The following is a 23,886-nucleotide window of genomic DNA, read 5'->3' as shown; positions in this document are numbered from 1 at the left end:
TCATTGCTCCTTGGCTTCGTTGCGGCCCAAGTGGAACGCCGTGACGGCTGCGGCCAGCAGCAGCATCGAGGCGAGTTCGACCACCAGCAGATACGGACCGAACAGGCTGATGCCCACGGCCTTGGCGTCTACGGTGGTGTGGCCGATGGCTTGGCCGCTCTGGTGACTGAACAGTACGTACAGCAGTTCAACCAGCAGCAGGGTGCCGAGAATCACCGGGCCGAGCCAGATGCCGGGCTTGAGCCAGACGCGCTCTTGCTGAACCGAGGCGGGGCCCAGGTTCAGCATCATCACCACGAACACGAACAGCACCATGATGGCGCCAGCGTAGGCAATCACTTCCAGAACACCGGCAAACGGTGCGCCGAGGGCGAAGAACGTCATGGCCACGGCGATCAGCGAAATGATCAGGTAGAGCAGGGCGTGCACAGGGTTGGTGTGGGTGATCACGCGAAGCGTGGACACCACAGCGATACCCGATGCGAAATAGAAAGCGAATTCCATCTTTCTTCCTTAAGGCAGCAAGCTCTTCACGTTGATCGGTTCGGCTTCATTCTGCGCGGAGCCTTTCGGCTTCCCGGCAATCGCCATACCTGCAACACGATAGAAGTTGTAATCAGGGTTTTTGCCGGGGCCGGAGATCAGCAGATCTTCTTTCTCGTAAACCAGGTCCTGACGTTTGAACTCGGCCATCTCGAAATCCGGTGTCAGCTGGATCGCGGTGGTCGGGCAGGCTTCCTCGCAGAGGCCGCAGAAAATGCAGCGCGAGAAGTTGATGCGGAAGAAGTCCGGGTACCAGCGACCGTCTTCGGTTTCAGCTTTCTGCAGCGAGATGCACCCGACCGGGCACGCCACGGCGCACAGGTTGCAGGCTACACAACGCTCTTCACCATCAGGGTCGCGGGTCAGGACGATACGGCCACGGTAGCGCGGCGGCAGGTACACGGCTTCTTCCGGGTACTGCAGCGTGTCGCGCTTGCGGAAGGCGTGGCCGAAAATCATCACCAGGCTGCGAAGCTGGGTGAAGAAGCCATGCACGATGTCAAATATGTACTTCATGATTCTCTATCCTCACTGAGCCGCGACGGCGGGCGTGTTGAGCAACACGATCGCAGCGGTCACCAGCATGTTGACGAGGGTCAGCGGCAGGCAGAACTTCCAGCTGAAATCCATCACTTGGTCATACCGTGGGCGCGGAATCGAGGCGCGCAGCAGGATGAAGATCATGATGAAGAACGCGGTTTTCAGCGCGAACCAGATGAACGGGATCTGCGGCAGAATGCCGAACGGACCGTGCCAGCCACCGAAGAACAAGGTCACCAGCAGCGCCGAAATCAGCACGATACCGATGTACTCGCCGACGAAGAACATGCCCCATTTCATGCCGGCGTATTCAATGTGGTAACCGTCGGCCAGTTCCTGCTCCGCTTCCGGCTGGTCGAACGGGTGACGGTGAGTCACGGCGACGCCGGCGATGAAGAAGGTCAGGAAACCGAAGATCTGCGGAATGATGAACCACAGGTTCTGGGCTTGATAATCAACGATGTCGCGCATGTTGAACGAGCCGACCTGGATCACGATGCCCATCAGCGACAGACCCATGAACACTTCGTACGACACGGTTTGCGCCGAGGCACGCAAGCTGCCCAGCAGGGCGAACTTGTTGTTGCTCGACCAGCCGGCGAACAGCACCGCGTAGACCGACAGACCGGCCATGGCGAAGAAGAACAGGATGCCGATGTTCAGGTCCGCCACGCCCCAGGTCGGGGTGATCGGGATGATCGCGAAGGCAATCAGCAGGGCGCTCATGGCCACGACCGGTGCCAGGGTGAAGATCATCTTGTCGGCGAACGGTGGCGTCCAGTCTTCCTTGAAGAACATCTTGATCATGTCGGCCGCGATCTGGAACGCGCCGAACGGGCCGACGCGGTTCGGACCATAACGGTCCTGCCAGAGGGCGAGCAAACGACGCTCGACCCAGCTCAGCAGCGCGCCGCACACCACAACGGCGAGCAGGATCACAATGGCCTGGATGACCGAGATGATCACACTGATCACTTCAGGAGTGAACCAAGTCATAGCGCTGCCTCCTGCAGACCGTCAACGGATTTGCCAAAGATCGCTGGCGGAATGCCGGCGATGCCCGCAGGCAATGCAACCAGACCGGCGCCCAGCTCTTCGTTGATGCGCAGCGGTAGACGCAAGGTCTGGCCAGCGATGTTCAAGCTCAGCATGGCGCCGTCATTGACACCCAGACGATCGGCTTCGGACTTGGCCAGCGCCACGTAGGCAGCCGGAATGCGTTCCTGAACCGGAGCGGCTTTCGAAGAGTTCTCTTCGCTGCCGAACAGGTGGAAGAACGGCACGACCTGCCAGGTGCCCGGCGCCGGGTTGAATGCGCGCGGAACAGCGGCGAACCAGTTCAGCGAGTCGCCGCTGCTTTCGATCAGGCGGGTGCCCGGGTCGCCAGCGCGGATGTGACCACCGACTTCGTCCTGGAACTTGTTCCAGGCTTGCGGCGAGTTCCAGCCCGGAGACCAGGCAAATGGTACTTGCTGACGCGGTTCGACCGAGCCCGAGTAACCTTCCATCGAGAAGTTGAACGCGGTGTCGTTGTCTTGCGGGGTACGCGGTTCGTGCACGCTGATGTCGGCGCGCATGGCGGTACGACCCGAGTAACGCAGCGGTTCGCGGGCCAGTTTCATGCCCTTGATGCGGAACGCGGCGGACGGTGCGGCATCGACGATGCGCGCCAGTTGCGGTGTGCTCGAAGCGACGGCAGCGGTGACGTGGTCCAGTTGGGTCCAGTCGATCGGTTGGTTCAGCAGGGTGGCACGCAGGGCATGCAGCCAGCGCCAGCCTTCGTGAACCAGGATGCTCGCGTCCATGTATTTCGGGTCGAAGACCTGGAAGAAGCGCTGGGCACGACCTTCCTGGCTGACCAGCGTACCGTCGCCTTCAGCGAAGCTGGCGGCTGGCAGAACCAGGTGCGCGCGATCGCTGGTAGCGGTCTTCTGATGGTCCGCCACGATCACCACTTTCGCGGCGGTCAGGGCAGCATCAACCTTGGCTTTGTCGGTGCGGGTGTACAGATCGTTTTCCAGCACGACGATGGCGTCGGCACGGCCTTCGATCACCGCTTGCAGGGCTGCATCGACCGATTCGCCACCGAGCATGGCCAGGCCGAGGCTGTTGGCCTCTGGCACGATCAGGCTGATGGAGCCGTTCTTCTCGCGCAGCTTCAGGGCCTTGGCGATGTTCGCCGCCGCTTCGATCAGCGCTTTGGAACCCAGGGACGTACCGGCAATGATCAGCGGACGCTTGGCGGCCAGCAGGGCATTGGCGATGCGCTGAGCCAGTTCAACGGCTTCAGCGTCCAGGCCTTCAACGGCAGGGGCGCTGGCGTCGAGGGCGTGAGCCACGGCGAAACCGATGCGGGCCAGGTCGTCGGGAGCTGCGTGAACGCATTCTTCGGCGATGTCGTCGAGCTTGGTTTCAGCCAGGCTGGCGATGAACAGCGGGTTCAGTTCGTGCTGACCGATGTTCTTCACCGCGGCGTCGAGCCAAGGCTGAACGCGCATGGCATCGGCCATGTCTTCGGCTTTGCCCTTGACCGATTGACGCAGGGACAGCGCCATGCGGGCGGCAGTCTGGGTCAGGTCTTCACCGAGGACGAAGATCGCGTCGTGGTCTTCGATGTCGCGCATGTTCGGGATCGGCAGCGGGCTGTCTTTCAACACCTGCATGACCAGGCGAATGCGCTCAAGCTCCTCGGCTTCGATACCGGAGTAGAAGTGCTCGGCGCCGACCAGCTCGCGCAACGCGTAGTTGCTTTCGAGGCTGGCACGCGGCGACCCGATACCGACGATGTTGCGACCACGCAGCAGGTCAGCGGCTTTATCCAGCGCTTCGTCGAGGCTCAGCTTGGTGCCGTTGGCCAGCAAAGGCTGACGCGGGCGGTCTTCGCGGTTGACGTAGCCATAGCCGAAACGGCCACGGTCGCACAGGAAGTACTGGTTGACCGAACCGTTGAAGCGGTTTTCGATACGACGCAGTTCACCGTAACGCTCGCCCGGGGAGATGTTGCAACCGCTGGAGCAGCCATGGCAGATGCTCGGCGAGAACTGCATGTCCCACTTGCGGTTATAGCGCTCGGAGTGAGTCTTGTCGGTAAACACACCGGTCGGGCAGACCTCGGTGAGGTTGCCGGAGAACTCGCTTTCCAGGGTGCCGTCTTCAACGCGACCGAAGTACACGTTGTCGTGGGCGCCAAACACACCGAGGTCGGTGCCGCCGGCGTAGTCCTTATAGAAGCGCACGCAGCGGTAGCAAGCGATGCAGCGGTTCATCTCGTGAGAAATGAACGGGCCCAGTTGCTGGTTCTGGTGAGTACGCTTGGTGAAGCGATAACGGCGCTCGTTGTGGCCGGTCATCACCGTCATGTCTTGCAGGTGGCAGTGACCGCCTTCCTCACAGACCGGGCAGTCGTGCGGGTGGTTGGTCATCAGCCATTCAACGACGCTGGCGCGGAATACTTTCGCTTCTTCGTCGTCGATGGAGATCCAGCTGCCGTCGGTAGCTGGCGTCATGCACGACATGACGATCCGACCACGCTTGTCGTTCTCGTCGGTGTACTGCTTGACCGCACACTGGCGGCAAGCGCCAACGCTGCCAAGGGCTGGGTGCCAGCAGAAATATGGGATATCGAGGCCTAGCGACAGACATGCCTGTAACAGGTTGTCTGCCCCATCGACTTCGAGCTCTTTGCCGTCTACGTGGATAGTGGCCATGGTTCAAAGTTCTTCGTTGGCCCGGTGTCAGCGGGCGTGGCTAATGGAATCTTGTTATTCGTCCGAATCCAAACAGCCCATAAAAGGCGTCATCGAACGAAAGGCGAAGGGCACGGACCCTTCGCCTTTTTAAGCGTTAAGCGCCGACTACGATCGGCCTTGCCAGAGGCGGGACGACGGCGCTGGTAGGCGCGATGCCGGCTTCGAACTCATGGCGGAAGTATTTGATTGCGCTGCCCAACGGTTCCACGGCGCCCGGTGCGTGTGCACAGAAGGTCTTGCCTGGGCCGAGGAAACCGACCAGACCCAGCAGGGTCTCGATGTCGCCGGCTTGCCCTTCACCGTTCTCGATTGCGCGCAGCAGCTTGACGCTCCACGGCAGACCGTCACGGCACGGGGTGCAGAAACCGCACGACTCACGGGAGAAGAACTCTTCCATGTTGCGCAGCAGGGACACCATGTTGACGCTGTCGTCCACCGCCATGGCCAGGCCGGTACCCATACGGGTGCCCACTTTGGCGATGCCGCCGGCGTACATTTGTGCGTCGAGGTGTTCCGGCAACAGGAAACCGGTACCGGCGCCGCCTGGCTGCCAGCACTTGAGCTTGTAACCGTCGCGCATGCCGCCGGCGTAGTCTTCGAACAGCTCGCGACCGGTGACGCCGAATGGCAATTCCCACAGGCCCGGGTTCTTGACCTTGCCGGAGAAGCCCATGAGCTTGGTGCCCATGTCTTCGCTGCCTTCGCGCGCCAACGATTTGTACCAGTCCACGCCGTCGGCGATGATCGCCGGGACGTTGCACAGGGTTTCAACGTTGTTCACGCAAGTCGGCTTGCCCCACACGCCAACGGCGGCAGGGAAGGGCGGCTTGGAGCGCGGGTTGGCGCGGCGGCCTTCGAGGGAGTTGATCAGTGCGGTTTCTTCACCGCAGATGTAACGTCCGGCGCCGGTGTGGACGAACAGCTCGAAATCGAAGCCGCTGCCCAGGATGTTCTTGCCCAGCAGGCCGGCTGCCTTGGCTTCTTCCACGGCACGGTTGAGGTGCTTGGCGGCGGTGGTGTATTCGCCACGCAGGAAGATGTAGCCACGGTAGGTTTTCAGTGCGCGGGCACTGATCAGCATGCCTTCGATCAGCAGATGGGGCAGTTGCTCCATCAGCATGCGGTCTTTCCAGGTGTTCGGCTCCATTTCATCCGCGTTGCACAGCAGGTAGCGGATGTTGATGGATTCGTCTTTCGGCATCAGGCCCCACTTCACGCCGGTGGGGAAGCCTGCACCGCCGCGACCCTTGAGGCCGGCGTCTTTCACGGTCTGGACGATATCGTCCTGAGCCATGTCGGCGAAGGCCTTGCGCGCAGCGGCGTAACCGTTCTTGGCCTGGTACTCGTCGAGCCAGACAGCTTCGCCGTCGTCACGCAGACGCCAGGTGAGCGGGTGAGTCTCGGCCGAACGCTTGATGCGGTTGGCAGGACCGAAGGAAGTCAGGGTCATACGTAGCCCTCGAGCAATTTGGCAACGCTGGCAGGCTGCACATCACCGAAAGTGTCGTCGTCGATCATCAACGCCGGCGCCTTGTCACAGTTGCCGAGGCAGCAGACCGGCAGCAGGGTAAAACGACCGTCGGAGGTGGTCTGACCCAGGCCGATGCCGAGTTTGCTCTGGATTTCGCTGACCACCGATTCATGGCCGCCGATGTAGCAGACCATGCTGTCGCAGACGCGAATGATGTGGCGGCCGACAGGCTGACGGAAGATCTGGCTATAGAACGTTGCCACGCCTTCAACGTCGCTCGCCGGGATGCCGAGGATCTCGCCGATGGCGTAGAGCGCGCCGTCAGGCACCCAGCCACGTTCCTTCTGGACGATCTTCAAGGCTTCGATCGACGCCGCGCGCGGGTCTTCGTAGTGATGCAGCTCGTGCTCGATGGCCGAGCGCTCGGTTTCACTCAAGGTGAAACGGTCTGTCTGGATAAGCGTGCTATTCATGCTTAGCGGTCCACGTCGGCCATAACGAAATCGATACTACCCAGGTACGCGATCAAGTCCGCGACCATGCTGCCTTTGATCACCGAAGGGATCTGCTGCAGGTGCGGGAAGCTTGGGGTGCGAATCCGGGTGCGGTAGCTCATGGTGCCGCCATCGCTCGTCAGGTAATAACTGTTGATGCCCTTGGTCGCTTCGATCATCTGGAAGGATTCGTTGGCCGGCATGACCGGGCCCCACGAAACTTGCAGGAAGTGCGTGATCAGGGTCTCGATGTGTTGCAGGGTGCGCTCTTTGGGTGGCGGCGTGGTCAGCGGGTGATCCGCCTTGTACGGGCCTTCCGGCATGTTGCGCATGCACTGCTCGATGATCTTGATGCTCTGGCGCATTTCTTCGACGCGCACGATGCAACGATCGTAGGCATCGCCATTGGCGGCCAGCGGCACTTCGAATTCGAAGTTCTCGTACCCGGAGTACGGGCGGGCTTTACGCAGGTCGAAATCGCAACCGGTCGAACGCAGGCCTGCACCGGTGACGCCCCATTCGAAGGCCTCTTTGGTGTTGTAGGCCGCGACGCCGATGGTCCGGCCACGCAGGATGCTGTTGTCCAGTGCGGCTTTCTGGTACTCGTCCAGACGCTTTGGCATCCACTCGACGAAGTCTTTCACCAGTTTTTCCCAACCGCGCGGCAGGTCGTGCGCGACGCCACCGATGCGGTACCAGGCCGGGTGCAGACGGAAACCGGTAATGGCTTCGATCACCGTGTACGCCTTCTGGCGGTCGGTGAAGGTGAAGAATACCGGAGTCATGGCGCCGACGTCCTGGATGTACGTCCCCAGGAACAGCAGGTGGCTGGTGATCCGGAAGAACTCGGCCATCATGATGCGGATGACGTCGACCTTCTCGGGCACCTTGATACCGGCCAGCTTCTCGACCGAGAGCACGTACGGCAGGTTGTTCATCACGCCGCCGAGGTAGTCGATACGGTCGGTGTACGGGATGAAGCTGTGCCAGGACTGACGCTCGGCCATCTTCTCGGCACCACGGTGGTGGTAACCGACGTCCGGCACACAGTCGACGATCTCTTCACCGTCCAGCTGCAGGATGATGCGGAACGCACCGTGCGCGGAAGGGTGGTTGGGGCCGAGGTTGAGGAACATGTAGTCCTCGTTCGCACCGGAACGCTTCATGCCCCAGTCTTCAGGCTTGAAGCGCGCGGCTTCTTCCTCAAGCTGTTGCTTGGCCAGGTTCAGGGTGAACGGGTCGAACTCGGTGGCACGGGCCGGGAAGTCCTTGCGCAACGGGTGACCTTCCCAAGTCGGCGGCATCATGATGCGGGTCAGGTGCGGGTGGCCGGCAAAGTTGATGCCGTACATGTCCCACACTTCACGCTCGTACCAGTTGGCGTTCGGCCAGATGCCGGTCACGGTCGGTACGCTGAGGTCGCTCTCGGACAAGGCGACCTTGATCATCACGTCACTGTTACGTTCGATCGACATCAGGTGATAGAACACAGTGAAGTCGGCGCCGCTCGGCAGCCCTTGACGCTTGGTGCGCAGACGCTCGTCCACGCCGTGCAGGTCATAGAGCATGACATACGGCTTGGGCAGGTTGCGCAGGAAGGTCAGGACTTCGACGAGTTTGGCACGGGCAACCCAAAGCACCGGCATGCCGGTGCGGGTAGGCTGGGCGGTGAACGCCTCGGGACCAAAACGGTTGTTCAGTTCGACGACCACATCCTGGTCGTCTGCCTTATAAGGCGGGATGTACAGAGCACTGCCTGTAGTCATGGTTATTTATCGCTTTCGGTCAACGTAAAGAATGAAGCCAGTGTCTCGTTCTATTAAAGAAGCAGATCTGGATCAGACTTCGTCGGGGCTGCGCAGGTTGGTGACTGCGATTCGCTGTTCGCGGCGCTTTTCCTTCTCGGTAGGCATCTCGGCGCGGTATACGCCTTGATCACCAACGACCCAGGAAAGCGGACGACGCTCCTGTCCAATCGACTCTTGCAAGAGCATCAAGCCTTGCAGAAAAGCTTCAGGGCGGGGCGGGCAGCCAGGCACGTAGACGTCCACGGGCAGGAACTTGTCCACCCCTTGAACGACAGAGTAGATGTCGTACATGCCACCGGAGTTGGCGCACGAACCCATGGAGATTACCCATTTAGGTTCGAGCATTTGCTCGTAGAGACGCTGGATGATCGGCGCCATCTTGATGAAGCAGGTACCGGCGATAACCATGAAATCCGCCTGGCGCGGCGATGCCCGGATAACCTCGGCGCCAAAGCGCGCGATGTCGTGGGGCGCCGTGAAGGCGGTGGTCATTTCCACGTAGCAGCACGAAAGACCGAAGTTATACGGCCACAGGGAGTTCTTGCGCCCCCAGTTGATCGTGCCGTTAAGCACGTCTTCGAGCTTGCCCATGAAGATGTTTTTGTGGACTTGATCTTCTAACGGATCGGAAACGGTTTCCCGTTCGCCAATCGGATACTGCTCGTTAGGAGCATCGGGGTCGATCCTGGTGAGATTGTATTGCATTGCCAAAGCCTCATTGTTTCAGCTTCGCTTGCCGCTTACGACGAGCTTCCGGAGCCCAGTCAAGGGCGCCCACTCGGAATAGGTAGACAAGGCCTGCCAACAGAATTGCTATGAAAACGAGAGCTTCGACGAATCCGGTCCAGCCGCTTTCGCGGACGGACACAGACCAGGCAAAGAGAAAGAGGGCTTCGATATCGAAGATCACGAAGAGCATCGCGACCAGATAGAATTTGGCTGAGAGCCGCAAGCGGGCGCCACCTGTAGGTAGCATGCCGGACTCGAACGGTTCGTTTTTGCTGCGGCCCCAGGCTTTTGACCCGAGGAGGCTGGAAACACCCAGCATGAAGGCACAGAGGCCGACGACGCCTAGAAGGAAAATGGCAAAGCCCCAGTTGTGGGCCATGAGTCCTGTCGCTTCGGGCATGCTGGTAATCCTTAACAGAGAGCAAAGGTCTCTGAGCTTGAAAAGAAACAAAGCAGTGACGATATGTCGCAGCAATCAATCCCGCTGATTTTATGGCACAACACCGTGCAAGTAAAATTCAGATAGCGAAATTATTTAGCGGAATAAGGACATAGCGAGCCTCCAGACCCACGCAGCCCATGCGTTGCGGGCATTAGCCGGGTTTTCATCAATTATGTTTTGTAGGGAATGTAACGAACATAGTTGTTGCTAAATGATAATCAATATTGTTTGGCTTGGTTTTTAAACTGTTTAACGGGTGGGCGGCCGGGAAGTTGTCTTATATGCGCGTTACTGCAAGTAGCGGGCGGGGTCTTTTTACCCTTTTTTCCTGCTCTTGAAACTGCTCTGGATCAAGGATTTTCCCTGAATCACCACCCCCCTGTGGGAGCGGGCTTGCTCGCGAAAGCGGTAGGCCAGTCAGCAGAGATGTTGAATGATAAACCGCTTTCGCGAGCAAGCCCGCTCCCACAGGGTGTTGTGGTGGCAGGTAAATCGCGGGCAAAAAAACGCCCCGAACCAGTCGGGGCGTCAGATGCGCGGCGTTGCGGTTAGCTTTTTATTCGGTCCGCAACGGCCGTTTGTTTCGGTGAGTCAGATCAGTGGAACTGTTCTTCTTCAGTCGAACCGGTCAGCGCGGTTACCGAAGACGTGCCACCTTGAATCACGGTGGTCATGTCGTCGAAGTAGCCGGTGCCCACTTCCTGCTGGTGAGCCACGAAGGTGTAACCCTTGGCGGCGTCAGCGAATTCCTGCTCTTGCAGCTTCACGTAGGCAGTCATGTCGTTGCGGGCGTAGTCGTGCGCCAGGTTGAACATGCTGTGCCACATGTTGTGAATGCCGGCCAGGGTGATGAACTGGTGCTTGTAACCCATGGCGGACAATTCGCGCTGGAACTTGGCGATGGTCGCGTCGTCCAGGTTTTTCTTCCAGTTGAAGGAAGGCGAGCAGTTGTACGACAGCAGTTGGTCCGGGTATTCCTTTTTGATCGCTTCAGCGAAGCGACGAGCCTCGTCCAGATCCGGCTTGGCGGTTTCGCACCAGATCAGGTCGGCGTACGGTGCGTAAGCCAGGCCGCGAGCGATTGCCTGGTCCAGGCCGGCGCGCACTTTGTAGAAGCCTTCCTGGGTACGTTCGCCAGTCACGAATGGCTGGTCGTACGGGTCGCAGTCGGAAGTCAGCAGGTCAGCTGCGTTAGCGTCGGTACGGGCCAGGATGATGGTCGGAGTACCGGCAACGTCTGCCGCCAGACGGGCAGCGGTCAGCTTCTGTACAGCTTCCTGGGTAGGAACCAGTACCTTGCCGCCCATGTGGCCGCATTTTTTCACGGAGGCCAGTTGGTCTTCGAAGTGAACGCCGGCGGCGCCTGCTTCGATCATGCTCTTCATCAGCTCGTAAGCGTTCAGTACGCCACCGAAACCGGCTTCGGCGTCAGCCACGATGGGTGCGAAGTAGTCGATGTAACCTTCGTCGCCCGGGTTCTTGCCGGCTTTCCACTGGATCTGGTCGGCACGACGGAACGAGTTGTTGATGCGCTTGACCACGGTTGGAACCGAGTCCACCGGGTACAGCGACTGGTCCGGGTACATCGATTCGGCGGAGTTGTTGTCCGCAGCCACTTGCCAGCCCGACAGGTAGATCGCCTGGATACCGGCTTTGACTTGTTGTACAGCCTGGCCGCCGGTCAGGGCGCCCATGCAGTTGACGAAATCTTTCTCAGGACGGAAGGACGGCTTGGCACCCTGGGTTACCAGGTTCCAGAGCTTCTCGGCGCCCATTTTTGCAAAGGTGTGCTCAGGTTGAACCGAGCCACGCAGGCGGACGACGTCAGCAGCGGAGTAAGCGCGTGTCACGCCTTTCCAGCGTGGGTTTTCAGCCCAGTCTTTTTCGAGGGCTGCAATTTGCTGTTCGCGTGTCAGTGCCATGGAGATAAACCTCGTCGCATAGGTCTTGGGTGGAAAATTCCTGCTCCTGCCAACTACGCATATTTGAAAGGCGTAAAAGGCTGCTCGCTGACCAGAAGCTTAGGCGGTCAAGTCGGATTCGGCGGGGTTGGCGACGGGATGAACGATGGGCTCGAGGGGAAGTGAGCAGGTAAGGGCGAACTGGCGAGCGCATTCGGGCGTCGTGGGCCTTTTTACGAACTTCAGTGTGATGCCGGGTTTACCTAAATACGCTTCCGTCCCTCGGGACAACTTCGTTCCAGTCGGCAACCTCGTCAAACACACCTTGTGGGCGGTACAGACACGAAACGGCTCGCGGGGTAGATACGAGCATCGCTTCGAAGGCCCTTGCCAGGGCCCCTGATTAGCGGGAGCGAGGCCATCATGCCTTCGCTTTTTTGGCTCGTCAAACGTTTTGTAGTGCTTTTTTTCAAGCACTACATCTTTGGTCTAATACGACTAATCAGTCAGTTTTCGGTGGCTTAGTCCAAAGTATCGACTTTCACCCGCAGGGTCATGTCATCCCGTCCCTGAGTCGAGTAGCTGCGGGTCAGGCCCTGTTTGTCGGCCTGCGTCTGGCGGTTCACGCCGGCCAGGGTGATCCATTCGCCGAGGCGTCCGGTGACGGTTGTGTCGGTGCTTTGCACGTTCACTACATCGGGACGCTCCTGGCTCATGCGGTCACGGTTTGTGCTGATCGACAGGTGAACGATGTCGCCGGTGACGCTCGCGGTGACGTAGAAGCCCTGGGTGACGTTGCGGTATTCGGTCTGGCTGCGAGGATCGCCATAGGCATCGATCTGCGTGCTGGTCAGCGGCACGCTTTGGCCCACCTGGATCAGTGCCGGTGCGCCTTCGCTGGCCTGGACTTGCTGAATGCCGCCGTCACGGCTTTCGGTGCTGCGATTGATGATTCGGGTCTGGCTCGGTTTGGCGCCATTGACTGAATAGCCCTGGTCGTCCTGGAAGTTGTTTTCGTTGGTGTCGACGGTGATCAGCAAACGCTTTGGCTGAGTGTCGAGTTGGGCGATAAGCGCCTTAAGTTCGTCGATCTTGCGCTGATCGGCATTGACGATCAGTTGATTGCCGTAGGCGCTGACCTGGCCATCCTTGCCGATGAAATCCTGGGCCATCGGCAGCATGTCGGCGCTGGTGTGGTAGTTCAACGGCACGATCTCGGTGGCGGCCATGACCGAAAAACTGCAGGTCAGTAGCAGCGTGGTGAGCAGGGTGCGTAGGGACATATCCGTTATCTCCGGCCTTGAGGTTTGTGTGTAGGAGCGAGCTTGCTCGCGATGGTCGTGAACGATGGCGCGTGCTCTCTGGAAAAATGCGGCGCCTGTGAATTTTTCGCGAGCAAGCTCGCTCCTACAGAGTGTGTTGATATTGCCAGTTTGTCGGCCCGTCGTGGGGCAAGTTGAACCACAGGCAGCAAAACGCCCCGGCATCCGAAAATGGCGGGGCGTTTTGTGGCGTTCTTTCGGGCCTCTTCGCGGGCAAGCCTGCTCCCACAGGGATTAGGGTGTTGTGACAAATTGCAGCAGCACCATCAATCCAGTGTGGGAGCGATGGTGCGACGATTCGACTTGCTCGCGAAGGCTGCGCCGCGGTTTTAAGCCGAGTGCCGCACCATGTCCACATGCGGAATCCCGGCTTCCAGGAACTCCTCACTGACCAGGCTGAAGCCCAGGCGCTCATAGAACGCCGTAGCCTGAACCTGCGCGCTCAGCATCTGCTGTTTCAGCCCGCGCTTCTCGGCTTCACCGATCACCGCTTGCATCAGCGCATCGCCTACCTTCAAGCCACGCCAGTCTTTCAGCACCGACACCCGGCCGACATTCCCGTCGGGCAACAGGCGGGCGGTGCCAATCGGAAAGTCGCCTTCGAAGGCCAGAAAGTGCACCGCTGTTGCGTCATCGGCATCCCATTCCAGCTCGGGCGGAACGGATTGCTCGGCGATGAACACCGTCTCACGAATGCGCCGGACCTCGGCGTTGTCCTTTTGCCAGTCTGCGACACGTACGTGAATTTTATTCATCAGCGAACCCCAGGCTTCCTTGCTTGATCAGTTCACACAGCAGGCCGCGACCGTCTTCATCGCTCAGCCACTCGCCGAGGTTGTCGATGTGCAGCGAATCGGCGGCGCAGATCATTTTCAGCAGCTCGCGCAGCTTGCCCGGCAGGTAACGGCTCTGGCCACTGGCGAACAGCAGCAGGTCGTCATCGACTTCGGACCATGCCAGGCGTGCACTTGGGTTGCGGATCAGCACAGCGCCTTGCTCGAGGCTGGCGAGCAGGTCTTCTTCTTCGATTTCTTCCGGGCCGACCACCAGTTCCGGGTAGCGCGGCTCGGTCATGAACTGGCCGAACCAGGTCAGCAGCAGGCGCTCATCGCTCATGTGCTCGGCCAGCAGGCCTTTCAAGCGATCAAGGGCGTCGTGCTGGATCTGATGCGGATCGACTGCAGGCAGGGCGTCGGCGTCGGTGTAACGCTCTTCGTCCGTCAGGAACTGGCTGAGGAAGTCGGTGAAGTGGGTCAGCACTTCAGCGGCGCTCGGCGCACGGAAACCGACGGAATAGGTCAGGCAATCGTCAACGGCCACGCCGCAATGAGCCAGGCGCGGCGGCAGGTACAGCATGTCGCCCGGTTCCAGTACCCACTCATCGGTGGCTTCGAAGTCGGCGAGGATGCGCAGGTCCGCGTGTTGCAGCAGCGGGCTCTCGGAGTTGCACATCTGGCCGATTTTCCAGTTGCGCTTGCCGTGGCCCTGCAGCAGGAACACGTCGTAGTTATCGAAGTGCGGACCGACGCTGCCACCAGGGGCGGCGAAGCTGATCATTACGTCGTCGATGCGCCAGCTCGGCAGGAAGCGGAACTGTTCCAGCAATTCGCTGACTTCCGGCACGAACTGGTCAACCGCTTGAACCAGCAGGGTCCACTCGCGTTCCGGCAATTTGCTGAATTCATCTTCGGCGAACGGGCCGCGGCGCAATTCCCAAGGACGCTCGCCGTGTTCGATGATCAGGCGCGATTCAACTTCTTCTTCCAGCGCCAGGCCGGCCAGTTCGTCGGCGTCGATCGGGCTTTCGAAATCAGGGATCGCCTGACGGATCAGCAGCGGTTTTTTCTGCCAGTAGTCACGCAGGAATTCGCGCGCCGTGATGCCACCCAGAAGTTGAAGAGGAATATCAGGATTCATGTGTAACCTATTGAAAAAAAGCACTTTTCAGACGGGAATAAAAACGCCCGGCGCTGCCGGGCGTCTCAAACGGGTAAAGCGGTCGATCAGATGCGCTTGGCTTGCTCTACAGCGTTGCCGATGTAGTTCGCCGGGGTGAGCAATTTCAGCTCGGCCTTGGCAGCGGCAGGCATGTCCAGGCCATCGATGAAAGTTTGCAGCGCTTCAGGGCTGATGCCCTTGCCGCGGGTCAACTCTTTCAGCTTCTCGTACGGGTTTTCGATGTTGTAGCGACGCATGACGGTCTGGATCGGTTCGGCCAGGACTTCCCAGCAAGCGTCGAGGTCAGCAGCGATCTTTTGAGCGTTGAGCTCCAGTTTGCTGATGCCTTTGAGGCTGGCTTCGTACGCGATCACGCTGTGGGCGAAACCGACGCCGAGGTTACGCAGGACGGTGGAGTCGGTCAGGTCGCGCTGCCAGCGGGAGATCGGCAACTTGCTCGCCAGGTGCTGGAACAGTGCGTTGGCGATACCCAGGTTGCCTTCGGAGTTTTCGAAGTCGATCGGGTTGACCTTGTGCGGCATGGTCGACGAACCGATTTCGCCAGCGATGGTGCGCTGCTTGAAATAACCCAGGGAGATGTAGCCCCAGATGTCGCGGTCGAAGTCGATCAGGATCGTGTTGAAACGGGCGATCGCGTCGAACAGCTCGGCGATGTAGTCGTGCGGTTCGATCTGCGTGGTGTACGGGTTGAAGCCCAGGCCCAGTTCGTCTTCGATGAAGGCGCGGGCGTTGGCTTCCCAGTCGATCTCAGGGTAGGCCGACAGGTGAGCGTTGTAGTTGCCGACAGCGCCGTTGATCTTGCCCAGCAGCGGAACGGCAGCGACCTGAGCGATTTGACGCTCCAGACGGTAAACCACGTTTGCCAGCTCTTTGCCCAGGGTGGTCGGCGAGGCCGGCTGACCGTGGGTGCGCGACAGCATTGGCACGTCGGCGAAGCGGATGGCCAGTTCGCGGATGGCGTCGGCGGTCTGGCGCATCAGCGGCAGCATCACGTCATCACGGCCTTCGCGCAGCATCAGGGCGTGGGACAGGTTGTTGATGTCCTCGCTGGTGCAGGCAAAGTGGATGAATTCGCTGACGGCAGCCAGTTCAGGCAGCTTGGCCGCTTGCTCTTTGAGCAGGTATTCGATGGCTTTGACGTCGTGGTTGGTGGTGCGCTCGATCTCTTTGACGCGTTCGGCGTGCTCCAGAGAGAAGTTTTCCGCCAGGGTGTTCAGCACTGCGTTGGCTTCGGCGGAGAACGCCGGCACTTCGCTGATGGCAGGGTGAGCGGCCAGGCGCTGGAGCCAGCGCACTTCAACCAGAACGCGAGCACGGATCAGACCGTATTCGCTGAAAATTGGGCGCAGGGCCTGGGTTTTGCCGGCGTAGCGGCCGTCAACAGGGGAAACCGCAGTGAGCGAAGAAAGCTGCATGGGGTGTTCTCGGACAGTCGGGCAACGAAATGGGGCGCGTATCATACATGAAAAAATCCGCCGGTCCGTTGCCAACTGACCGGCGTATTACGCGTTACAGATTTAAAGCAGTGTTGCGGGCGCGGTTCAGCTGCTGCGCATCAGCGGGTAAAGCTCTTTGAGCAACTTGCGACGGCTGACCACCAACTGCCAGCGATGACCGCCCAACTGCCGCCACAGGCGCGCCGAGCGAATCCCCGCCAGCAACAGCGCGCGGATCTTCGAGGCGTTGCTCGGTTGCTGCAGGTTGCGCATGTCACCGTGAACCTGAATCCGTTGGCGCAAGGTGCTCAGCGTGTCCTGATACAGCGCACCACACGCCGCGATCACGTTTTCGTGGGCCGGGCCGAAGTGCTCGACCTGAGACTGAATCTGCGGCAGGCGCTTGCCGATTACGTCCAGCATGTCGCTGCGCTTGGCCAGTTGGCGCTCCAGCCCGAGCATCGCCAGGGCGTAACGCAGCGGTTCGCGCTGAAGGGTGCTCGGGTCGCGCTCAAGGGCACCAATCAAGGCGCGGTAGCCTTCGCGCAAGTTGATGTCGTCGCCGCCGTAGACTTCCAGCGTGTCCTTGGGGTCGCGAATCAACAGGCTGCCGAGCATGCACGTCAGGCCGGCTTCGGTGGTCTGGCCGGTCTTGGCGATCTTGTCGACCAGCACGGCAGCGAGAAATACGCCGCCCAGCGCCGTCAGTTGCTCTTGAGTCGGGCTCATTGCTGCGCGCCTTGAAGAGTGCCTTTGCTGGTCCACGGTTCCGCCACTTCGATCACGCCGCCACCAAGGCAGATTTCACCGTCGTAGAACACCACGGACTGACCCGGGGTGACCGCGCGTTGCGGGTCATCGAAGGTCGCGCGGTAGCCGGTGGCAGTCTTTTCCAGCGTGCAAGGCTGGTCGCTCTGGCGATAGCGGACTTTGGCGGTCAGCTTGCGCGGCTCGGTCAGGTCGATCGGGTTGACCCAATAGATGTCCGAGGCGAGCAGGGCGCGGGAAAACAGGTAAGGGTGGTCATTGCCCTGGCCAACGATCAATTCGTTGTGCTCCAGGTCTTTGATCAGCACGTACCACGGCTCGTCGCTGGCGTCTTTCAAGCCGCCGATGCCGAGGCCCTGGCGCTGGCCGATGGTGTGGTACATCAAGCCGTGGTGGCGGCCGATGACTTCACCTTCGGTGGTCTTGATTTCGCCGGGCTGGGCCGGAAGGTATTGCTTGAGGAAATCGCTGAAACGGCGCTCGCCGATAAAGCAGATCCCGGTGGAATCCTTTTTCTTTGCGGTCGCCAGTTCGTATTTCTCGGCAATCGCGCGGACCTGGGGTTTTTCCAGTTCGCCGACCGGGAACAGCGTCTTGGCGATCTGTTCGCCGCCGACGGCGTGCAGGAAATAGCTCTGGTCCTTGTTCGGATCCAGGCCCTTGAGCAGCTCGGTGCGGCCATCGATGTCGCGGCGGCGCACGTAGTGACCGGTGGCGATCAGGTCGGCGCCCAGCACCATGGCGTAGTCGAGGAACGCCTTGAACTTGATCTCGCGGTTGCACAGGATGTCCGGGTTTGGCGTTCGACCGGCCTTGTATTCGGCGAGGAAGTGCTCGAACACGTTGTCCCAGTACTCGGCGGCGAAGTTGGCGGTGTGCAGCTTGATGCCAATCTTGTCGCACACGGCCTGGGCGTCCGCCAGGTCATCCATGGCGGTGCAGTATTCCGTTCCATCGTCTTCTTCCCAGTTCTTCATGAACAGGCCTTCCACCTCATAACCCTGCTCGATCAGCAGGAGAGCGGAAACGGAAGAGTCCACGCCGCCGGACATACCGACAATGACGCGCTTCTTTTGTGTGTCAGAAGGGGCTGGATCACGCATAGGGATTCAATGAGTGTCTTGAAAAAGGACGCGATTCTAGCAGGCCGAAGCCCGCAAGGCTAAAGAGAAGGGCGGATCAGTTCGAGACTGAAGTGTTTGCCGTCCAGATAATCATCGATACAGCGGATGATCAGCTCACTGCGCCAGTTTGCGCGCTGTTCCAGCAGTTCGTCACGTGTCAGCCATTTTGCGCCGACAATACCGTCGTCCAGCTGATAGTCGGGGTGATGCTTGAGCGGTTTTGCACTGAAGCAGACCCGCTGGTAGGTCACGCCGTTGCTTGGGGCAGTGTAGAGGTAAATGCCCACCACGCCAGTCGGCTCGACGTCCCAGCCGGTTTCCTCAAGGGTTTCGCGTACGGCGGCTTCGATCAGGGTTTCGTCCGGGTCGAGGTGACCCGCGGGCTGGTTGAGTACCGTTCGTCCGTGTTTGGTTTCTTCGACCATCAGGAAACAGCCGTTGTCTTCGACGATGGTGGCGACGGTGATGTGGGGTTTCCAATCCATGAGGCTTCCTCAAATGTTGAATTGTGAAAACTGATCTCTGTAGGAGTCGGCTTGCTGGCGATAGTGGTGTGTCAATCAATAAAAATCTTGAATGGTAGACCGCTATCGCCAGCAAGCCGGCTCCTGCAGGGGGGCGCAGGCAGAAACAGAAACCCCGGCACTGGGCCGGGGCTTCTTTGCATCCTTACAACCTTAAACCAGCGCAGCGATCGCGGCGTTGAAGGTGTTGCTCGGGCGCATGGCCTTGCTGATCAGCTCGGCATTGGCGTGGTAGTAACCGCCGATGTCCACTGGCTTGCCCTGAACGGCGTTGAGCTCGGCAACGATGGTTGCTTCGTTCTCGGTCAGGGTCTTGGCCAGTTCGCCGAACTGCGCTTGCAGTGCCGCGTCTTCAGTCTGGGCGGCCAGGGCCTGAGCCCAGTACAGCGCCAGGTAGAAGTGGCTCCCGCGGTTGTCGATGTTGCCGACTTTGCGCGATGGCGACTTGTTGTTGTCCAGGAACTGACCGGTGGCCTGGTCCAGGGTCTTGGCCAGCACCAGCGCTTTAGGGTTGTTGTAGGTAACACCCAGATGCTCGAGGGAGGCGGCCAGGGCCAGGAACTCGCCCAGGGAATCCCAGCGCAGGAAGTTCTCTTCCAGCAGCTGCTGAACGTGCTTCGGTGCCGAACCGCCAGCGCCGGTTTCGAACAGACCGCCGCCATTCATCAGCGGAACGATCGACAGCATCTTGGCGCTGGTGCCCAGTTCCATGATCGGGAACAGGTCGGTCAGGTAGTCGCGCAATACGTTGCCGGTCACCGAGATGGTGTCCTTGCCTGCGCGAGTACGGTCCAGAGTGAACTTCATCGCGTCAACTGGCGCCATGATCTGGATGTCCAGGCCGGCAGTGTCGTGATCCTTCAGGTAAGCCTGAACTTTCTCGATCACTACGCCGTCGTGGGCGCGCATCGGGTCCAGCCAGAAAATCGCCGGAGTGCTGCTTGCGCGAGCGCGGTTGACGGCCAGTTTGACCCAGTCCTGGATCGGCGCGTCTTTGGTCTGGCACATGCGGAAGATGTCGCCGGCTTCAACCGATTGCTCCAGCAGCAGGCTGCCTTTGCTGTCGGTAACGCGAACAACGCCGTTTGCCTTGATCTGGAAAGTCTTGTCGTGCGAGCCGTACTCTTCGGCTTTTTTCGCCATCAGGCCAACGTTCGGCACGCTGCCCATGGTGGTCGGATCGAAAGCGCCGTGTTGCTTGCAGTCTTCGATCACCGCCTGGTAGATGGTGGCGTAGCAGCGATCCGGGATCACAGCCTTGGTGTCGTGCAGCTGACCGTCAGTGCCCCACATCTTGCCGGAGTCACGGATCATCGCCGGCATCGAGGCGTCGACGATCACGTCGCTTGGCACGTGCAGGTTGGTGATGCCTTTGTCGGAGTTGACCATGGCCAACGACGGACGAACGGCGTAGACCGCCTGGATGTCCGCTTCGATCTGCGCTTGTTGCTCGGCAGGCAAAGCCTTGATGCGAGCGTACAGGTCACCGATGCCGTTGTTCAGGTTGAAGCCGATCTGTGCCAGCACGTCAGCGTGCTTGGCCAGTGCGTCTTTATAGAACTCGGCAACGATCTGGCCGAACATGATCGGGTCGGAGACCTTCATCATGGTGGCTTTCAGGTGAACCGACAGCAGCACGCCCTTGGCTTTGGCGTCTTCGATCTCGGCAGCGATGAAGCTGCGCAGCGCGTTTTTGCTCATGACCGCGCAATCGAGGATCTCACCGGCTTGCACGGTGGTCTTTTCTTTCAGGACGGTGATGGTGCCGTCTTGAGCGATCAGTTCGATCTTGACGGCGTCAGCGGCGTCGATCAGGGCAGCTTTTTCGCTGCCGTAGAAATCACCGGTGCTCATGTGCGCGACGTGGGACTTGGAGTCCGCAGCCCAGGCGCCCATTTTGTGCGGGTGCTTGCGTGCGTAGTTCTTGACCGACAGCGGGGCGCGACGATCGGAGTTGCCTTCGCGCAGAACCGGGTTCACGGCGCTGCCCTTGATCTTGTCGTAACGCGACTTGGCTTCTTTGTCGGCGTCGCTGGTCACGGTTTCCGGGTAGTCCGGCAGTGCGAAGCCCTGGGCTTGCAGCTCTTTGATCGCGGCCTGCAGTTGCGGAACCGAAGCGCTGATGTTCGGCAGCTTGATGATGTTGGCTTCAGGCGTAACGGCCAGGTCGCCCAGTTCGGCGAGGTGGTCGGCTACGGCTTTGTCACCCAATTGCTCGGGGAAGCTGGCCAGGATGCGCCCTGCAAGAGAGATATCGCGGGTTTCAACGGCGATATCAGCCGAAGCGGTGAACGCTTCTACGATAGGCAACAGTGAATAGGTGGCGAGGGCGGGAGCTTCGTCGGTGAAGGTATAGATGATCTTCGAGCGGGTGGGCATATTCGGATTAACTCTCTCTTCTTTGCTAAAGCGTGCGCAGAAACTCGAGGGGCGCCGGGTAAGCGCGTTCGTTCAAAGTCATCCATGAGCCGAATGTCGAGGTTTCGTTGCTGTGATGTTGGGTGCATCGGTCAAGCGTCAAGCGGGTGGGCTGCGGTAACAACCCTGCTTTTTCAGGCCCCAAGCCTCGTAGTAGAGAGGTCGGCCGTCGTGACTCTGTGGTCAGCGGGCGGCATTATACATAGGTAGCTGGCAATCTGCCGATGGTTCATATGCAACGATTCTCGTCCATTGGTCTAAAGGTCGCAGGGGAGCGTGGGGCGTAGAGTCTTGCACCGTGCTTGAGTTTGGCGCTTTTCCCTTTGCATTCAGGCTTGTACGTCGCGAACTGTGCAGCTTTGCGGCAGATGGATGGAACATAGGGTTTGCGTGCCGATTTAACTGGGGTACGCTCGAACGAAGCCAGATGTTCAATCCAAACAATGGAGTTCAGCATGGGATACAAGAAGATTCAGGTTCCAGCAGTCGGCGACAAAATCACCGTCAACGCGGACCATTCTCTCAATGTTCCTAACAACCCGATCATCCCCTTCATCGAAGGCGATGGTATTGGCGTTGATATCAGCCCGGTCATGATCAAGGTTGTCGATGCTGCTGTTAAGAAGGCTTACGGCGGCGAGCGCAAAATTTCCTGGATGGAAGTCTACGCCGGGGAAAAAGCGACTCAGGTTTACGATCAGGACACCTGGCTACCTCAGGAAACCCTGGACGCGGTCAAGGATTACGTTGTTTCCATCAAGGGCCCTCTGACCACGCCGGTCGGCGGTGGCATCCGTTCCCTGAACGTGGCCCTGCGTCAGCAACTCGACCTTTATGTCTGCCTGCGCCCGGTGCGCTGGTTCGAAGGCGTGCCTAGCCCGGTCAAGAAACCAGGCGACGTCGACATGACCATCTTCCGCGAAAACTCGGAAGACATTTATGCCGGTATCGAGTGGAAGGCCGGTTCGCCGGAAGCGACCAAGGTCATCAAGTTCCTCAAAGAAGAAATGGGCGTCACCAAGATCCGTTTCGACGAAAATTGCGGTATCGGCGTCAAGCCGGTGTCCCTGCAAGGCACCAAGCGTCTGGCGCGCAAGGCTCTGCAGTACGTGGTCGACAACGATCGCGACTCGCTGACCATCGTGCACAAAGGCAACATCATGAAGTTCACCGAAGGTGCCTTCAAGGAATGGGCCTACGAAGTGGCGGCTGAAGAATTCGGCGCGACCCTGCTCGATGGCGGTCCGTGGATGCAGTTCAAAAACCCGAAAACCGGCAAGAACGTCATCGTCAAGGACGCCATCGCCGACGCCATGCTCCAGCAGATCCTGCTGCGCCCGGCCGAATACGATGTGATCGCGACCCTGAACCTGAACGGCGACTACCTCTCCGACGCCCTGGCGGCGGAAGTGGGCGGTATCGGTATCGCGCCGGGTGCCAACCTGTCCGACACCATCGCCATGTTCGAAGCGACCCACGGTACTGCGCCGAAGTATGCCGGCAAGGACCAGGTCAACCCGGGTTCGCTGATTCTTTCCGCCGAGATGATGCTGCGTCACCTTGGCTGGACCGAAGCCGCCGACCTGATCATCAAGGGCACCAATGGTGCGATCTCCGCGAAGACCGTGACCTATGACTTCGAACGTCTGATGGAGGGCGCCAAACTGGTGTCTTCTTCCGGCTTCGGCGACGCGCTGATTTCGCACATGTAAGCGAGTTGGCACAAAAAAACCGCCTTCGGGCGGTTTTTTTATGACTGGAAGATCGGTCGCGTCAGTTCGATACCTTTTCATGATGGCCATGATGGGAGGGCTTGGCGTGATCATGCTCAGCAGGCGCTGCCGTGATCTTCACGGCGTGCAAGCCTTTGGGGCCCTGGATGATCTCGAAATTTACGATTTGCCCGGCCTTGAGGGTCTTGTATCCGTCCATCTCAATGGCCGAATAGTGGGCAAAGAAATCGATATCCTTACCATCCTCGTCACGACCTTCTCTGGCGTCGGTGTTAATGAAACCGAACCCTTTGGCATTGTTGAACCATTTCACCTTACCGACCGCCATGCTCATATCCCTCTGCAACAGACTCCATCACTGGAGTATCATCCAGTACATCCGCAGTCGAATCCTGTAAATAAGATTGACTCCGCGGACCTTTTTTACCCACTGTGGGCTCTATTGGTTGTAACACCGTTTTGCCGATAGTCAAGGTGACCGGGCAGTCGGTGTTGAAATCGTTCACAACAGGCCCCACTACTGTATTCGCACAACTGACGAACCTTTCTTTCCATGCATGCAATCAGCCAGATTCGACTAACATTCAATCAGGATCGCCCTGATTTACACGACGACGATTCCGCAGGCATTGCTGTTCAGGAGGCCAAGCCTGCTTTACAGGCGCCGCCGATGTACAAGGTGGTTTTGTTCAATGATGACTACACACCGATGGATTTCGTCGTCGAAGTGCTCGAGGTGTTTTTTAACCTGAATCGCGAGCTGGCGACCAAGGTCATGCTGGCCGTCCACACAGAAGGGCGGGCAGTATGTGGAGTGTTTACCCGCGACATTGCCGAGACCAAGGCCATGCAGGTCAACCAGTACGCCAGGGAAAGCCAGCATCCGCTACTCTGTGAAATCGAGAAGGACGGTTAATCGCCGACC

21 protein-coding genes are annotated in these 23,886 nt (G+C 59.4%); 2 read left to right on the top strand and 19 right to left on the bottom strand.

Going from position 1 to position 23,886, the window contains the following annotated elements:
* The 18 genes from nuoJ to PMI01S_RS17815 form a co-directional block, all read right to left on the bottom strand.
* Positions 1-504, bottom strand: a complete 504-nt coding sequence (gene nuoJ, locus PMI01S_RS17900; protein WP_084321326.1) for an NADH-quinone oxidoreductase subunit J — start codon at positions 502-504, stop codon at positions 1-3.
* A 9-nt stretch (positions 505-513) separates the two neighbouring features.
* Positions 514-1,059, bottom strand: a complete 546-nt coding sequence (gene nuoI, locus PMI01S_RS17895) for an NADH-quinone oxidoreductase subunit NuoI (protein WP_157712570.1) — start codon at positions 1,057-1,059, stop codon at positions 514-516.
* A gap of 12 nt (positions 1,060-1,071) precedes the next feature.
* A complete protein-coding gene (gene nuoH, locus PMI01S_RS17890; protein ID WP_084321322.1) occupies positions 1,072-2,079 on the bottom strand; it encodes an NADH-quinone oxidoreductase subunit NuoH in 1,008 nt (335 codons plus the stop codon).
* Positions 2,076-4,790 (bottom strand): NADH-quinone oxidoreductase subunit NuoG, encoded by a 2,715-nt coding sequence (gene nuoG, locus PMI01S_RS17885; RefSeq protein ID WP_084321320.1) that lies wholly within the window; start codon positions 4,788-4,790, stop codon positions 2,076-2,078. Before nuoG ends, nuoH begins: the two co-directional genes overlap by 4 nt.
* 136 nt (positions 4,791-4,926) lie before the next feature.
* Positions 4,927-6,282, bottom strand: a complete 1,356-nt coding sequence (gene nuoF, locus PMI01S_RS17880; protein ID WP_017339604.1) for an NADH-quinone oxidoreductase subunit NuoF — start codon at positions 6,280-6,282, stop codon at positions 4,927-4,929.
* Complete coding sequence (nuoE, locus tag PMI01S_RS17875) at positions 6,279-6,776, bottom strand: NADH-quinone oxidoreductase subunit NuoE (protein WP_084321318.1); 498 nt, start codon at positions 6,774-6,776, stop codon at positions 6,279-6,281. The genes nuoF and nuoE overlap by 4 nt, the downstream gene beginning before the upstream one ends.
* 2 nt (positions 6,777-6,778) lie before the next feature.
* Positions 6,779-8,563, bottom strand: a complete 1,785-nt coding sequence (gene nuoC, locus PMI01S_RS17870; RefSeq protein ID WP_084321316.1) for an NADH-quinone oxidoreductase subunit C/D — start codon at positions 8,561-8,563, stop codon at positions 6,779-6,781.
* Between the two features lie 72 nt (positions 8,564-8,635).
* Positions 8,636-9,310, bottom strand: a complete 675-nt coding sequence (locus PMI01S_RS17865; RefSeq protein WP_084321314.1) for a NuoB/complex I 20 kDa subunit family protein — start codon at positions 9,308-9,310, stop codon at positions 8,636-8,638.
* 10 nt (positions 9,311-9,320) lie between these two features.
* Entirely contained in the window at positions 9,321-9,734 is a 414-nt protein-coding gene (locus PMI01S_RS17860; RefSeq protein ID WP_003223812.1) for an NADH-quinone oxidoreductase subunit A, read from the bottom strand.
* Between the two features lie 638 nt (positions 9,735-10,372).
* Positions 10,373-11,698: an isocitrate lyase gene (aceA, locus tag PMI01S_RS17855; RefSeq protein WP_084321312.1), complete on the bottom strand. Its 1,326-nt coding sequence runs from the start codon at positions 11,696-11,698 to the stop codon at positions 10,373-10,375.
* Between the two features lie 500 nt (positions 11,699-12,198).
* Positions 12,199-12,960 (bottom strand): secretin N-terminal domain-containing protein, encoded by a 762-nt coding sequence (locus PMI01S_RS17850; protein WP_084321310.1) that lies wholly within the window; start codon positions 12,958-12,960, stop codon positions 12,199-12,201.
* A gap of 368 nt (positions 12,961-13,328) precedes the next feature.
* Positions 13,329-13,754, bottom strand: coding sequence for a GNAT family N-acetyltransferase (locus PMI01S_RS17845; RefSeq protein ID WP_084321308.1), 426 nt, complete (start codon positions 13,752-13,754; stop codon positions 13,329-13,331).
* The gene (locus PMI01S_RS17840; RefSeq protein ID WP_084321306.1) at positions 13,747-14,916 is read right to left on the bottom strand and encodes a ribosomal protein uL16 3-hydroxylase; all 1,170 of its coding nucleotides are present in this window, start codon (positions 14,914-14,916) and stop codon (positions 13,747-13,749) included. Before PMI01S_RS17840 ends, PMI01S_RS17845 begins: the two co-directional genes overlap by 8 nt.
* 86 nt (positions 14,917-15,002) lie before the next feature.
* Positions 15,003-16,373, bottom strand: coding sequence for an adenylosuccinate lyase (gene purB / locus PMI01S_RS17835; protein ID WP_084321304.1), 1,371 nt, complete (start codon positions 16,371-16,373; stop codon positions 15,003-15,005).
* Between the two features lie 126 nt (positions 16,374-16,499).
* Positions 16,500-17,123, bottom strand: coding sequence for a high frequency lysogenization protein HflD (gene hflD / locus PMI01S_RS17830; protein ID WP_084321302.1), 624 nt, complete (start codon positions 17,121-17,123; stop codon positions 16,500-16,502).
* Positions 17,120-18,265, bottom strand: a complete 1,146-nt coding sequence (gene mnmA / locus PMI01S_RS17825) for a tRNA 2-thiouridine(34) synthase MnmA (RefSeq protein ID WP_084321300.1) — start codon at positions 18,263-18,265, stop codon at positions 17,120-17,122. Before mnmA ends, hflD begins: the two co-directional genes overlap by 4 nt.
* Before the next feature lie 59 nt (positions 18,266-18,324).
* Positions 18,325-18,771, bottom strand: a complete 447-nt coding sequence (locus tag PMI01S_RS17820) for an NUDIX hydrolase (RefSeq protein ID WP_084321298.1) — start codon at positions 18,769-18,771, stop codon at positions 18,325-18,327.
* A 192-nt stretch (positions 18,772-18,963) separates the two neighbouring features.
* Complete coding sequence (locus tag PMI01S_RS17815; protein ID WP_084321296.1) at positions 18,964-21,189, bottom strand: NADP-dependent isocitrate dehydrogenase; 2,226 nt, start codon at positions 21,187-21,189, stop codon at positions 18,964-18,966.
* A 494-nt stretch (positions 21,190-21,683) separates the two neighbouring features.
* On the opposite strand from PMI01S_RS17815, the gene icd reads away from it, so the two are divergent.
* Complete coding sequence (gene icd, locus PMI01S_RS17805) at positions 21,684-22,940, top strand: NADP-dependent isocitrate dehydrogenase (protein WP_084321292.1); 1,257 nt, start codon at positions 21,684-21,686, stop codon at positions 22,938-22,940.
* Between the two features lie 61 nt (positions 22,941-23,001).
* On the opposite strand, the gene PMI01S_RS17800 is transcribed toward icd, so the two are convergent.
* Positions 23,002-23,289: a cold shock domain-containing protein gene (locus tag PMI01S_RS17800; RefSeq protein ID WP_084321388.1), complete on the bottom strand. Its 288-nt coding sequence runs from the start codon at positions 23,287-23,289 to the stop codon at positions 23,002-23,004.
* A 225-nt stretch (positions 23,290-23,514) separates the two neighbouring features.
* Between PMI01S_RS17800 and clpS the strand changes: the two genes are divergently transcribed.
* Positions 23,515-23,877, top strand: coding sequence for an ATP-dependent Clp protease adapter ClpS (gene clpS, locus PMI01S_RS17795; RefSeq protein ID WP_015094394.1), 363 nt, complete (start codon positions 23,515-23,517; stop codon positions 23,875-23,877).
* Positions 23,878-23,886: the final 9 nt, after the last annotated feature.

Origin of the sequence: Pseudomonas migulae NBRC 103157, from assembly GCF_002091715.1 — a bacterium.
Lineage (GTDB): Bacteria > Pseudomonadota > Gammaproteobacteria > Pseudomonadales > Pseudomonadaceae > Aquipseudomonas > Aquipseudomonas migulae_A.
This window is presented reverse-complemented; position numbering and strand designations above follow the sequence as displayed.